Genomic DNA, 13,857 nt, shown 5'->3' on the forward strand with positions numbered 1-13,857 from the left:
TTTTAAATAAAATAACCCAAACTTTACCAATAAAATATTGAACAAAAAATCCTATTTCAAAACATTATTGGAAAAATAAGAAGCGTATAAAAGTTTCTTGCTGGATAGCAGCGGCTTTCAGATTATAATACCCTCCCCTCACAACGGTTGCAACTTGTCTTACATATCGCAAGGATGTCATGTAAAAGGCTAAAGATAGAGTACATATTCTATAATCACCATTGCATAAATATCTTACACGCTTTATGCTTTTCCATGGGAGCAAAAGGAAGATGTCAATGTCATCTAAACTGACGCGTAACCAAACATTGGTTTTAAATACTTTAAAAAATGCAAAAGGGCCTTTAAGTGCTTATGCGATTCTCAATCACTTACGCGAAGAAGGTTTTCGCGCACCTCTCCAAGTTTATCGTGCGTTAGAAAAACTCGTACAGTTAAAGTGTATTCATCGTCTTGAAAGTGTAAATGCCTTTATGGTCTGTTTACACCCTGAAAACTGTCAACATGAACTTACAACGTTTATAATTTGCGAAAACTGTGGCACAGTCAACGAAATACAAAATCAAACGATTGTATCAAGTTTAAAACAGATGGTTCAAGCGGTTGACTTCCAAGCACACAAAAGCACCCTAGAAGTACGAGGTCTTTGTAAAAAATGCGCAATAAAATAAGACATCTAACTTGAAAATAAGATCTCTAACTTGCAAGTTTATATATTTAGTATTATGTAGCAGGGATCGCCTTATTGTTGGAAAAGCTCTTATCATCCGTGCATATATCACCCTACCCTAGAGTGAGAGGCTTATTATACTCGTTAGAACATAAATATTGAAAGTATAAAATCATGTCCGTATCTGAGACCATTTTTTCAACAAAAAATCTCGATAAAATGAAACGAAAAAAGGTAATCAAGGCTCTTCTTATTGTCTTTGTGCTTTTTGTACTTTGGTTTAGCTATAAGTGGACGACGCAATGGTGTTATATGCTGTCCACTGAAGATGCCTAAACTGTGGCACAGTCAACGAAATACAAAATCAACGATTGTATCAAGTTTAAAACAGATGGTTCAAGCGGTTGGCTTCCAAGCACACAAAAGCACCCTAGAAGTACGAGGTCTTTGTAAAAAATGCGCAATAAAATAAGACATCTAACTTGAAAATAAGATCTCTAACTTGCAAGTTTATATATTTAGTATTATGTAGCAGGGATCGCCTTATTGTTGGAAAAGCTCTTATCATCCGTGCATATATCACCCTACCCTAGAGTGAGAGGCTTATTATACTCGTTAGAACATAAATATTGAAAGTATAAAATCATGTCCGTATCTGAGACCATTTTTTCAACAAAAAATCTCGATAAAATGAAACGAAAAAAAGTAATCAAGGCTCTTCTTATCGTCTTTGCGCTTTTTGTACTTTGGTTTAGCTATAAGTGGACGACGCAATGGCGTTATATGCTGTCCACTGAAGATGCCTATGTGCAAGGAGATATAGCCGCTATTGCGACTAAATTAAATGGGTATATTGAAAAAATTGCCATTAAAGCCAACCAAGTTGTAAAAAAGGACGATGTTTTATTTTACCTAGACAATGGTGATTATAAAATAGCCTTGGATCAAACAGAAGCGCATCTTAACACACAGAAAAAAACACTTCTACGCATTGATGCGCAAATCACAGCCGCTCGTAGTTCTTTAGATGATGCAAAAGCACAAAAAGCAGCCGCTTCAGCCATAGCAACCAATGCACAACTCACCTTAAAACGTGTAACAGAACTGAAAGCCAATCGTTATGCTCCTCAATCCAATGTTGATGATGCCAAATCCGCTTATGAACAAGCCATTGCGAATGTTAACAGAGCGGATGCAAAAATGGCTTCAGCACGTGCAAATATCCGAGTGCTAGAAGCGCAACGAAGTGAAACAGAAAGCGAAACAAAGAGTTTAGAGCTCTCGCGTAAAAAAGCACAACGTGATCTTGATTCGACCATTATACGAGCGCCATTTGATGGAGTTATAGGAAATTTAACAGCAAAAACGGGAGATTTTGTTGTAAATGGCCAACGTCTTGCGGCGTTAGTCCCCATACATGCACTTTATATTGAAGCAAACTATAAAGAAACACAGCTACAAGACATTCATACCGGACAAAAAGCTTATATTTCTGTTGATGCCTTCGAAAATGATGTTTTTACAGGGACAGTGCTTTCTATTTCGCCCGCAACAGGCGCTGTTTTTTCTCTTCTGCCTCCACAAAATGCTACCGGTAACTTTACAAAGATTGTCCAGCGCATTCCCGTACGTATTTCTATTCCAGAAGAAGTCTTAAAAACCGGACATATCCGAGCAGGAATGAGTGTTTCAGTGAAAATTGATACACGTACAAAGCCACAAGATAAAAGTCTCTTATAAAAAAGTAGAAGATCTTACTATGACATCTTCCATACCAGAGCTCATACAGTCTCAAGAACGCATAGGAATGCGCAAAATTATAGTTTTTATAGCTATGTCTTTTGGCATGTTTATGGCAATATTAGATATCCAAATCGTTTCCTCTTCTTTAGCTGAAATTCAAGCGGGTCTTACAGCAAGCTCTGAAGAAATTTCATGGGTTCAAACTTCCTATCTCATCGCTGAAGTCATCATGTTGCCGCTTTCTGGATTTTTAGGAAGATTGCTTTCAACACGTGTTTTCTTCACCATATCAGCGATCGGGTTTACGATTACTTCTGTTCTTTGTGCAACAGCAACATCTATTGGAGAGATGATTTTGTATCGCGCACTACAAGGTTTTATTGGTGGAGGAATTATCCCAAGCGTTTTTGTCGCCTCTTATGTTCTTTTTCCTCCTTCCAAACGCCCAATTGTTACCCCTATTGTTGGACTAGTAGCAACATTAGCCCCCACCATTGGTCCAACCGTGGGAGGCTATATTTGTCATCTCTCATCATGGCATTGGCTCTTTCTCATCAATGTACCCTGCGGGATTATCATCTCAATTCTCGCTTGGAAATTAATTGATTTTGATAAAGCTGATCCCTCTTTAATGAAGAAGTTTGATTGGTTAGGATTCATTTCTATGGCTACTTTCTTGGGAACTTTAGAGTATATTCTAGAAGAAGGAGCACGTCATGATTGGCTGAGTGATACGCTGATTCGGGATTTGTTCATTACCATGATTCTTGCTGCAGCCTTATTCTTCTGGCGTGCTTTTACAGTAAAAGAACCCATTGTAGATCTCTCTACTTTTTCTAATTTTAATTTTTCAGCTGCATCCATTTTTTCCTTTTCATTGGGAATAGGCCTTTATGGACTCACGTACCTTTATCCTGTCTATTTAAGCCAAATCCGCCACTTTGATGCTCTCATGATTGGAGAAACATTGTTTCTTTCAGGATTCGTCATGTTATTAACTGCCCCGCTTGCTGGATTTCTTTCAGCACGAATGGATGCACGTTTAATGATGGCAATAGGACTTTTTGGTTTTGCAATAGGTATTTGGATGGCGAGCTCTATCACAGATAACTGGGATTTTTGGCAGCTTTTTTGGCCGCAAGTTTTCCGTGGTGCTTCTGTAATGTTATGTATGGTTCCTATTAATAATATTGCCCTGGGAACACTCCCACCAGAACGGATGCAAAATGCTTCTGGACTCTTTAATCTCACCCGGAATCTAGGTGGGGCTGTAGGGCTTGCCATTATCAACACTCTCATAACAAAACGCACAGACTTCCATCATGAACGAATAGCCGAAACTCTTAACTACGCAAACAGACAAGCAACTGAAATGCTTTCAAATCTTACTGTATTATTCAAAACAGAAACCTTTGATTCCTATACTCTGGCTCTTTCTCAATTGTTTGGTATGGTACGCATACAAGCAACCATTATGGCTATTAGTGATATTTTCTTTATCATAACCATCATTTTTGGTGTTTTAACATTTATGACAATGTTTCTCAAAAAAATACCACCTCTCATGGATTCACCACCAAATCACTAAGCTTAATTAAAATTGAGAAATATTTTTTATCCTTATCACTTTCCTCGTTTCCTATGCACTTTATCTTGTCTCAAGAGACAGTATAAATAAACATATGATTCTAAATGATTCTTCTGATAAAAATTCTTTTAATGCGGGCTCTTTCCGCACTTAAAAACAACTTCTCGCATACAAAAATTGTTCTAGATGATCGGTAAACAAAGAGCTTATCTAAAGTGCTCCACACCATAAAGATAAAGCAGCCATTTCTATAAGATTTTTAATTTATCACCATAGGGCACAAAAGATTAAAAGATTCTTTGCCCTTTACTCTTTTGATTCTTACAAGAATATTCATAAAAGATTTATGATTCTTGTGATTTTTATTCACGCACATATTTCTCTTATAATGTGTAGGACAACGTTTTTTGATTCTGAATGCAAAATTTTACATGAAAAAATCATTTTGTATTTGATCCTCTCATGCCAATTGCAAAACGATTTACCTTTATAGCAAAAAAGTAATGACATATTTTTTTTCAAAAAAGCTGCTTTTAAACATGTAATTTTATTTTTTTACACTCTTTTAAAAAAGCTGATACCTATAATTTTGATTCTACTGCTGCATATTTTTCTTTCTTAAGCCCCTTCTCTTTCAACAAGCGCTAAAATTGTATAAAATTTCTCAAAATATCTCTCTATTGAATCAATCAAAACCATTCCCTTGCACATAAAAAGCAAAGAAAAAAACTGTTTAAGAAAAAAGTAAAATATCCAACCATTTCGATACAAGATTTATCAACAATATTGAAAACTGGAAAAGTGTATGATGATAGCGACTTTAAAAGAACACAAGACAACTTAAAAATCCGGTTCCTTTAATATTATAAAATAGGACGCTATTTCAAAAAATGAGCTTAAAATATATTCCTACTCACTTAACTGAAATTATCAAAAATAAGAAACCAGCCACATAATAAAATCGCAATAGAGCTCCCCAAAAACTTTGTACCGCTAAATACTTTGGCTCTAGCCAAAACAGTATGCTCTCCTCAATACCAGCTGTTGAAAAACAAAATAAACATATCTTCAAGCCACTTTATGATGCTGGAAACGATTTGAAACTTCTCGTTCTCCACTAGGAACTAAAGTGCCATAACACCCAGAAAGATAATGTGGTATCAGTTCCAACGCTTGAAAGCGATGCTTTTCGTAAGGACCAGGCATTGCCAAATTTTCTGTTAAACTATTTGAAAAGCCAAAACGTTGATAAAATTCAAAATCCCCTACCAGCAAAATGGCGCCATATCCCAATTTTTTTGCTGTTTCAATTGCATGGCGGACTAAAATTGATCCTATTCCCATACCAGCACATTCAGACGCAACAGCCAAGGGGCCTAAAAGTAAAGCATGTTGTGTTTCATTTTTTCCTTTAGAAAAAGAAACATGCCAAAGACGGACACTTCCCACAAGCTCTCCAAGCACATTTTTAACCACAAAAGAGAGCCCTTGAGCAGCTAACCGTCCACGACGTAAAGCCTCTGATGATTTACGTTTACGTCCATACCCCATCGTTGAATCAAGCAAAATTTCTCGATAAGGCTTATCGGCTTCTTGCTCCAATAAAAGTGTAAAACATGCCCCATCTTTTGTTTGAAAGTTCATCATGTTCATCTCTATAACCGCCCTCTTATAGCACCATGACGAGCATAGCAAAAAGTCTAAAAAAACTATAGTTAAAAGGAAACCTCAGATCACATATGATCGTAAAGGCTCAAAACCATTAAAAGCAACTGATGCGTAAGTTGTTGTGTAAGCACCCGTTCCATGAATCAATATTTCATCTCCTATCGTTAGGGATAGAGGAAGCGGATAAGGTGTTTTTTCATAGAGAACATCTGCCGAATCGCATGTTGGTCCAGCCAAAATACAAGGCTCCATTACCTTATCATCATGAGGTGTCTCAATAGGATAACGAATGGCTTCATCCATAGTCTCAGCAAGACCATTAAATTTTCCAATATCAAGATAAACCCATCGTACATTATCATTATCAGCTTTTTTAGATATTAGAACAACTTCTGTACGAATAACACCAGCATTGCCAACCATCGCACGTCCTGGCTCAATAATCGTCTCAGGGATACGATTACCAAAATGCTTTTTCAATGAATCAAAAACTGCTGTACCATAAGCTTGTTCTGTAGGGACATCTTTCAAATAACGCGTTGGAAAACCGCCGCCCATATTCACCAACCTTAGTGAAATACCTTCTTGTTCCAAGCGCTTAAAAACTGTAGAAGCATCTGATAAAGCACGATCCCACGCACTCAAATCAACCTGCTGAGATCCAACATGAAAAGAAACACCGTAGGCTTGCAAACCCAATTGGTGTGCCCGTCTTAGAACATCAACCGCCATTTCTGGAACACAACCAAATTTGCGTGACAATGGCCACTCTGCACCTTTGCCATCGGTAAGAACACGGCAAAAAACACGTGCTCCTGGAGCAACACGCGCAATTTTTTCCACTTCTTCAACACAATCAACGGCATAAAGTGAAACTCCCAATGCATATGCTCGTGCAATATCACGCTCTTTTTTAATCGTATTTCCAAAAGAAATACGCTCTGGCGTTGCACCTGCTTTTAAAGCCATTTCAATTTCTGCAACAGAAGCCGCATCAAAAGAAGATCCTAAAGAACTTAGCAAACACAAGATTTCAGGAGCTGGATTTGCCTTTATTGCGTAAAAAATACGAGACTGCGGCAGAGCTTTTTCAAAATTTAAATAGTTGTCACGAACAACATCAAGGTCAACAATTAAGCATGGACCTTCAGAACGATGTGTTGCAAGAAAATCGCGAATACGTTGCGTTGCCATCTGCAATTCTCCTTGAGGGAAAGCTCCCCCACTCTATGCTTGGACAGCCAAAGCTGCCAAAAGCTAAAGGACAAAAAACACACAACAACTATCCCCATTCTGATTACAAAAAATCAGAAATTAGCATTGCATGCTGCGAAAGAACAGCGCGAAACCGCGTTATTCTATTTTATCTGCCTTTTTGATTGGAGTTGAGAAAACCACTTCCGCACTGAAGGCAATGAGGTGTGCCTCTATAGTTATCCCAGCATTTAAAAACTGGAAGACACCAGAAAGGCCCGCACCGTCGTTGCTTCAAGATGTCCTCATTCTTGCAATTGGCTGTAAGAATGACTGGAGCGGTTAGTTCCAGGTACCGTACCGGTTAATCTCACCATTTGAGAACCAGCGGACACCCACAGGCACGTGCGACTTTGGGCAAGGCATCCTATAAAACGAATTCTTTCTCATTTCAATCATTTTTTTAATTTTAAACATTTTTTAATTCTTAAAGATAAAATGATGCGAAAAAACAACACTCTCCCCCAGACAAAGCCATCCATCCGCTTTCATGAGATCACACCCTTACATTATCCGTACAACATAAATCACTGTCTTGCGTTTAAAGCCCCTCGTTTCTTTACCCTATTCTATCTCCTAATATCTGCAGCAGAAAATAACGCAAAATAAATTACTCAAAACATTAATTTATAATGATAATTTATTATTGTACCCTTAAACAAAAATCCCATTATAAAATCCTCTTATTTCAACCCTCTTACAATGAATCAATTAAAATCATTCTTTTGCGCATCACAAATAAAAAACAATTGAAAAAAGGAGTACCTCTTATATATCCTCTCAAATGCAAAGATGACCAACATTGAAGACTGAGGATAGTAACGACTGAAGCACCATAGTCTTTAAAGATAACGTGTCCTTCCCCCAACAAAACACCATTATCTTTCTCATTTACATCCTAAAAAACATCCCTACTTCCACATTCATTTCACAGCATCGCTTAAGCAAAATATCATGAAGAATTCCCCGTATAATATAGCTTGTATGATATAGATCAACTACATCTCACCCTCTTTATACTTATGAAATTAAAAACAAACGCTCCCATTCTATCTGCCAACTCCCAATATTGCAGAAACTCCTACATTGAAATGTTTCATAACACCTTATCTAAAATGATTTTTGTCCACACGTTGCTCCCATTTGCAACGTACAAGTGAATGAATTTTACGCGATTCGTTCTCATCTAATCTGAAAGCAACAAAGTTCACAATATTGAACTCTTTTATTCAAATGAATAATAAATTATCATTATAAATTAATGTATTATATTAAATTCTGAAATCATAAACTCCTATTATCATTTTATTTTTTCCCCCTAGCATCTGCTTTTTCATCTCCTCTTACTAATCACATCTTATTCATACGCTTTTCTCTTAAACTATAATCTCCCTCCTCTGCGCTGTTGGTGAACGGCTTTTCTATTTTAAAATGAAAAGTATCTGAAAACTCAATCCTATAAAGTCAAAGAGAGCGAACAATCTATAATGACTATTTATAAGTCAAATAATTTAACATAAACAAAAAGACCGAATAATATCCGGTCTTATAAAATATTTTTCTACCAATATTAAAAAACTCTTCTCTCTTAAATTTAAGAGAAAAACGCTACAACTTAAAACTCTACACTGCGATATCCTTATGTCCCTTGATGAGAATCAATTGCACGCAACTTCAACAATTGAAATTGCCTATGGCGCTCACGAAAGCGCTCTCTATCGGCTTCACTACGCGTGTTATAACAAGCATCACAGGAAACACCTTCCTCATAATGAGGCGATAGTTTGCTTTCAGCATTAAGAGGAGAACGACACGCGCGACATAATTCGCGTCCACATTCTTCAAGACCATGTTGAACAGAAACACGCTCATCAAAAACAAAACACTCACCCCACCATAAACTTTTCTCTTTTGGAATTTTTTCTAAATATTTTAGAATACCTCCTTTTAGATGGTAGACTTGCTCATAACCAAGATCACGAACATAAGCTGTTGATTTTTCACACCGAATACCACCTGTACAAAACATGGCAATTTTCTTTTTTTTCTTTAACTCAGCCTCATGTTTACGCACCCATTCAGGAAATTCGCGAAATGTTTTAATCTGCGGATCAATCGCTCCTTGAAAACTCCCTATCGCATATTCATAATCATTACGCGTATCGATCAAAATTGTCTCTTCATCTTGAATAAGAGCATTCCAATCTTCAGGGTCCACATAAGTACCAACAACTTTTAGCGGATCAACCCCTTCAACCCCCATTGTCACAATCTCTTTTTTCAACCGCACTTTCATGCGATGAAAAGGCATTTTTGATGCCCATGAATATTTAATCTCCGGCGTTTGAAACGCTGGCTCAGCCATAATAAAGCCCACCAATGCCTCAATTGCCGCACAAGAACCAGCAACTGTTCCATTAATGCCCTCTTGTGCTAAAAGCAGAGTGCCTTTGATATCCTTTGCTTGACATAAATCCTGCAAAGGTTTTTGTAATTGATGATAATGCTTCAAATCTGCAAAGCAATAAAGTGCAGCAACTTTAAAATTCTTTTCCATGTGTTTTGCCATAACGCGCGTTTCATTCAATTTCAAGATTTATTCATGTACTCTTTAACATATTGTGCTTAATCAAACGATACAAATAATATCATCTCCAAGAAGAAAAAATATCATGTGCCAAAAAAGAGAAAAGCTTTTATTATATCTCCAAGGACAAACTGTTATACCTGTTTTACTCATTGACAATCTACAAAGTGCTGTACCCTTAACACGCGCTCTTGTCAAAGGTGGATTAAAAACAATTGAGATCACCTTGCGAACACCAAATGCCCTCAAAGCAATTCAGAAAATTACACAAGAAGTCCCTGAAGCAATTGTTGGAGCCGGCACAATTCTCAACACAACACATTACGAAAAAGCCGAACAAGCTGGAGCCAAGTTTATTGTAAGCCCCGGATTATCCAATGAACTAATCAATTGTGCAAAAAATAGTGAAATTCCCCTTCTTCCCGGTGCAATGACCCCAAGTGAACTCATGCAAGCATTAAACAAAGGCTATTCATATCTTAAATTTTTCCCTGCTGAAGCTGCTGGGGGTATTTCCTTCATCGAAGCTTTAGCATCTCCCTTCTCTGATATCCGGTTTTGCCCAACAGGCGGTATTACACAAAAAAGTGCACCACAATGGCTCCAACTGCCCAATGTCTTCTGCGTTGGAGGTTCTTGGATAGCGCCCCAAAAACTCATTGCAATAAGTGATTGGGATTCGATTACTGCATTAGCATATACCGCATCACAACTTCCCTCTCCCTCGAAAAAAGCTCTTTCTACAATATAATGTAATGTGCAAGAATATCAGCCCCTTCAACAAGACCAAAGCTTTCACACATCCTTGCGCAATCTTTTAACATCGTCATAAAACCATAAATCATCACCCGATCTTCATTAGGATGAATTTTGCGAGTTCTATTGTTTCAAAGCCGCTTGTTTCAAAAAAGCACCCACTCTCCATAACAGTCGTAATACGCCCCATATGCTCAGAAAGCTCACGAGTGGTCATAGGATAAAATTTCAGCTGTTGTGCATATGCCCCACAATGAGTGGATCTTATTGCAAAAAGGAAACAAGATCTTTTGCACAAATTGACTCATTCTTTTCGCGCGTTATTTAAATAAGAACAACTTCTGAAAATTTTTCATAAATATCAGGCTCACGAATAAAGCTTGCAAAAGGAAAAACCCCGTACCGGTTTGAAAGAAGATAAAGCATCAACTTTCCCACTCATTACTCCACAAAAGCGCGCTCTACAACATAAGTAGCAGGAGCATTATTGGCCCCTTCAACAAGACCAAAGCTTTCACACATCCTTGCACAATCTTTTAACATAGCCATGGAACCACAAATCATCACCCGATCTTCATCAGGATGAATTTTAGGAAGGCCTGTTGTTTCAAAAAAGTCCCCACTTTCCATCACAGTTGTAATACGGCCCATATGCTTAGAAGCTTCACGAGTAGTCATAGGATAAAATCTCAACTGTTGTGCATACTCTCCAATGAGTGGATCTTGTTGCAAAGAGGAAACAAGATCTTTTGCATAAATTAACTCATTTTTTTCGCGCGTTGTTTGAATAAGGACAACTTCTGAAAATTTTTCATAAGTTTCAGGATCACGAATAAGGCTTGCAAAAGGAGCAATCCCCGTCCCAGTTGAAAGAAGATAAAGACGTTTTCCAGGAATAAGAGCATCAAGAACCAGCGTTCCTGTAGATTTTTTACGCATGAGAACTGTATCACCAATTTTAATTTTTTGGAGATGCTCGGTTAAAGGTCCCCCTGGAACTTTTATCGAAAAAAACTCAAGCTGTTCATCCCAAAAGGGACTTGCAATCGAATAAGCGCGATAAATCGGCTTTTCTGCATTTGGCAAACCGATCATAACAAACTCACCCGAACGAAAACGAAAACTTTCCGGACGATTCAGACGGAATTTAAATAACCGATCTGTATAGTGACAAACCTCTTGGACAGTAAGGGCGAACACATTCTCAGGAATCGGAAAATTTGCAACGCTGCTGATGCTTGACGGAACATTGGTAGCAGACGTATTCATACTCTTCCCCATATCTTTATTGAACGTTAAATTTCGAATCCTTGACGTGATATAGTACTTGCACAACCATCTGCCAACAATTTTCTCAACACAAAAGCCTCAAGGTTAACACTTTTATGTCAAAATTAAATAAATGAGTCTAGCGCGCTCTATAAGCGATAAAATTGATTTCACTTAAAACCAATCAAAGACTAGAAAGTAAATACTGGATACCCAATCCATCTTGAAAACAAATAATATCCAAATCAACGAGTTTTCTAAATCAACAGTTTTTAATGTATCAAAAAGTGTTTACACACTGTTTTCCATTCAATAAAAATAATTTTAAGTGCATGAGACGACATCCAAAATTGCACAGATGAGTGATCTTCCCCCTCATGGTAAAAAACTTGTAATACATTGACTTAACGTGGTTAATTTAATCATTTTACCTTCTCTAAATAAGAAGCCAATGCAATATTTAATCACAACAATCACACCAGCAATAATAGTCTAACATTGCACTCTTCAAAATGATACAATACAATAAACTATGTTTATTTTTTTATATGCCTAAACGAGGGAAAATAAGTAAAAAAGTCTATGTTTTACAAATCATTAGAAGATACCATGTTGATAACAACACAAATAAAACTAAAGTATCTCTTATATCCAGAGTACCATTTTACATAAAAAACGACTTTAATGGCAGCATAGGCTTCTTAATGATTTTGACCATAGCAAACAGTATCTTTCATCTCTCATAAGCAACCTCTATAAAATAACCAAAGAAAACTGCGTATTTCACGAACACAGATAAGCTTTTAAAATGAACAAATCCGTTAATGATGAAATAAATACATCACTCTATACAGCTGTAGCAACCATCGATGTCAGTGCCATTGTTGCCAATTATATTACTTTAGCCAAACGTGTAGCTCCAACACAATGTTCAGCAGTTGTAAAAGCAAATGCCTATGGATTAGGAGCTCACAAAATTGCTCCTGCCCTTTACCAAGCTGGTTGTCGCACTTTTTTTGTTGCCCAAATCAGAGAAGCACTCCAATTAAAAAGCATTTTACCATCAAATGTCACAATTGCCATTCTGAATGGACTTCCACACTTAGCAGAAGAGTTTGTCGCACAATCTGGTATTGTTCCTGTTCTAAACTCTTGGAATGCCATTGAAAATTGGCAAAAAATTTGTCAAAAAAAAGATAAAAAATTTCCAGCAATTGTTCAAATCGATACCCATATGAACCGATTAGGACTGGATCAAAAAGAATTACAAAAACTCATCAAACACCCTACAATTTTCGAAAAAGCAGAAATAAAATACATTCTTAGTCATCTTTCTAACGGAGAAGATGATACCCACCCATCAAATTATGCCCAATTGACTTCTTTCAAAACGATCCTTGCGCAATTGCCTGCTTGCAAAGTTTCCTTTGCCAATTCTGGAGGTATCTTTCTAGGATCAGATTTTTATTTTGATCTTGTTCGTCCAGGCATTGCACTTTACGGAGTTGATCCGCGGGGAAAACACCCGTCACCTTTGAAACCTGTTTTAAAACTTGAAGCCCAAGTCATTCAAAGCCGCGTTGTTGATATAGGAGCACCTGTTGGTTATGCAGAAAGCTTTATAACCAACAGACCAAGCACTCTTGCAACCATTTCTATAGGCTACGCAGACGGCTGGCTCCGTACTCTTTCGAATAAAGGAACTGTTTATTTCAACGGGCACAAACTTCCCATGGTTGGGCGGGTTTCTATGGATTCCATTATTGTAGATACGACCGATCTTGAACAAAAACCTCAAACTGGTGACTGGGTAGAACTCATTGGTCCCCATCAAACACTTGAAAAAGTATCTATAGATGCCGATACCCTTCCCAATGAAATTCTAACATCTCTTGGCTCCCGCTATAAATACATTTACACATAAAAACTCTTTAGAAAAATAAATTGATAAAAATCATCATTTTAGAAAATTGAGGGGCTTTTACAAAAGATTTTACAACAATCAACCACATAGAATGGTCATAGATACCGTACATTCACAGAAATCTCAAAACAGACAAGTTGATGGACTGTTTTATGGAAGTAGCTTTCATCTAAAATACAAAAACTTAGCCTTTCCCCATAAATTAACAAAAAAGAATCTACTACAAAGTTTTTAAAATTAATTTCCCAATTAAAATCATTCGCTTGCATACCACAACCTAGACTATGTGTAGATAAAAATGATTTAAGAAAAGAATAATGCTTCTAATGAACCGCCTCAAATACCAAAGGCTGTAAGCAGCACCCACGAACTGGCAAAGTGTATGATAGTGCCAACTT

The 13,857-nt window shown here is 37.1% G+C and carries 9 protein-coding genes and 3 pseudogenes; 7 read left to right on the forward strand and 5 right to left on the reverse strand.

The features are described 5' to 3' along the window. The first annotated feature begins 278 nt into the window (after positions 1-278). From ACFINI_RS07465 to ACFINI_RS07485, 5 genes and pseudogenes are all read left to right on the forward strand, one after another. Positions 279-671 (forward strand): Fur family transcriptional regulator, encoded by a 393-nt coding sequence (locus ACFINI_RS07465; RefSeq protein ID WP_375612302.1) that lies wholly within the window; start codon positions 279-281, stop codon positions 669-671. Positions 672-844: 173 nt separating this feature from the next. Further along, a pseudogene (locus ACFINI_RS07470) lies at positions 845-1,003 on the forward strand (HlyD family secretion protein); the annotation flags it as partial. Then, positions 1,000-1,142 (forward strand): annotated as a pseudogene (locus ACFINI_RS07475) (transcriptional repressor); the annotation flags it as partial. The pseudogenes ACFINI_RS07470 and ACFINI_RS07475, both read left to right, overlap by 4 nt. 173 nt (positions 1,143-1,315) lie before the next feature. Next, positions 1,316-2,410 carry an HlyD family secretion protein gene (locus ACFINI_RS07480; protein ID WP_375647309.1) on the forward strand — a complete coding sequence of 365 codons (1,095 nt, stop codon included), beginning with the start codon at positions 1,316-1,318 and terminating at the stop codon, positions 2,408-2,410. A gap of 19 nt (positions 2,411-2,429) precedes the next feature. Further along, positions 2,430-4,001: a DHA2 family efflux MFS transporter permease subunit gene (locus ACFINI_RS07485; RefSeq protein ID WP_375612300.1), complete on the forward strand. Its 1,572-nt coding sequence runs from the start codon at positions 2,430-2,432 to the stop codon at positions 3,999-4,001. Positions 4,002-5,069: 1,068 nt separating this feature from the next. Here ACFINI_RS07485 and ACFINI_RS07490 read toward each other — a convergent pair. The 3 genes from ACFINI_RS07490 to ACFINI_RS07500 all read right to left on the reverse strand — a co-directional run bounded on the left by ACFINI_RS07490 (position 5,070) and on the right by ACFINI_RS07500 (position 9,480). Further along, on the reverse strand, positions 5,070-5,654 hold the full coding sequence (locus ACFINI_RS07490) for a GNAT family N-acetyltransferase (protein WP_375630327.1): 585 nt from the start codon (positions 5,652-5,654) through the stop codon (positions 5,070-5,072). Between the two features lie 75 nt (positions 5,655-5,729). Further along, positions 5,730-6,863: a type III PLP-dependent enzyme gene (locus ACFINI_RS07495; protein ID WP_375647313.1), complete on the reverse strand. Its 1,134-nt coding sequence runs from the start codon at positions 6,861-6,863 to the stop codon at positions 5,730-5,732. Between the two features lie 1,699 nt (positions 6,864-8,562). Further along, positions 8,563-9,480, reverse strand: a complete 918-nt coding sequence (locus ACFINI_RS07500; protein WP_375632530.1) for a rhodanese-related sulfurtransferase — start codon at positions 9,478-9,480, stop codon at positions 8,563-8,565. Positions 9,481-9,595: 115 nt separating this feature from the next. On the opposite strand from ACFINI_RS07500, the gene eda reads away from it, so the two are divergent. Continuing rightward, entirely contained in the window at positions 9,596-10,261 is a 666-nt protein-coding gene (eda, locus tag ACFINI_RS07505; RefSeq protein ID WP_375613637.1) for a bifunctional 4-hydroxy-2-oxoglutarate aldolase/2-dehydro-3-deoxy-phosphogluconate aldolase, read from the forward strand. Here the strand turns inward: eda and ACFINI_RS07510 are convergent. Both ACFINI_RS07510 and ACFINI_RS07515 read right to left on the reverse strand, forming a co-directional pair. Further along, positions 10,240-10,689: pseudogene (locus ACFINI_RS07510) on the reverse strand (ferredoxin--NADP reductase); the annotation flags it as partial. The gene eda and the pseudogene ACFINI_RS07510 sit on opposite strands and share 22 nt — an antisense overlap. An 18-nt stretch (positions 10,690-10,707) precedes the next feature. After that, positions 10,708-11,535: a ferredoxin--NADP reductase gene (locus ACFINI_RS07515; protein WP_375641042.1), complete on the reverse strand. Its 828-nt coding sequence runs from the start codon at positions 11,533-11,535 to the stop codon at positions 10,708-10,710. Positions 11,536-12,343: 808 nt separating this feature from the next. Between ACFINI_RS07515 and alr the strand changes: the two genes are divergently transcribed. Then, the gene (gene alr, locus ACFINI_RS07520; protein WP_375612295.1) at positions 12,344-13,459 is read left to right on the forward strand and encodes an alanine racemase; all 1,116 of its coding nucleotides are present in this window, start codon (positions 12,344-12,346) and stop codon (positions 13,457-13,459) included. Positions 13,460-13,857: the final 398 nt, after the last annotated feature.

The sequence above is a fragment of the Bartonella sp. AA56HLJMS genome, from assembly GCF_042197145.1.
GTDB lineage: Bacteria > Pseudomonadota > Alphaproteobacteria > Rhizobiales > Rhizobiaceae > Bartonella.

Coding starts and splice junctions, on each gene's coding strand:
- ACFINI_RS07465 (WP_375612302.1), top strand. CDS start 279: ATGTCATCTAAACTGACGCGTAACCAAACATTGGTTTTAAATACTTTA.
- ACFINI_RS07480 (WP_375647309.1), top strand. CDS start 1,316: ATGTCCGTATCTGAGACCATTTTTTCAACAAAAAATCTCGATAAAATG.
- ACFINI_RS07485 (WP_375612300.1), top strand. CDS start 2,430: ATGACATCTTCCATACCAGAGCTCATACAGTCTCAAGAACGCATAGGA.
- ACFINI_RS07490 (WP_375630327.1), bottom strand. CDS start 5,654: ATGAACATGATGAACTTTCAAACAAAAGATGGGGCATGTTTTACACTT.
- ACFINI_RS07495 (WP_375647313.1), bottom strand. CDS start 6,863: ATGGCAACGCAACGTATTCGCGATTTTCTTGCAACACATCGTTCTGAA.
- ACFINI_RS07500 (WP_375632530.1), bottom strand. CDS start 9,480: ATGGAAAAGAATTTTAAAGTTGCTGCACTTTATTGCTTTGCAGATTTG.
- eda (WP_375613637.1), top strand. CDS start 9,596: ATGTGCCAAAAAAGAGAAAAGCTTTTATTATATCTCCAAGGACAAACT.
- ACFINI_RS07515 (WP_375641042.1), bottom strand. CDS start 11,535: ATGAATACGTCTGCTACCAATGTTCCGTCAAGCATCAGCAGCGTTGCA.
- alr (WP_375612295.1), top strand. CDS start 12,344: ATGAACAAATCCGTTAATGATGAAATAAATACATCACTCTATACAGCT.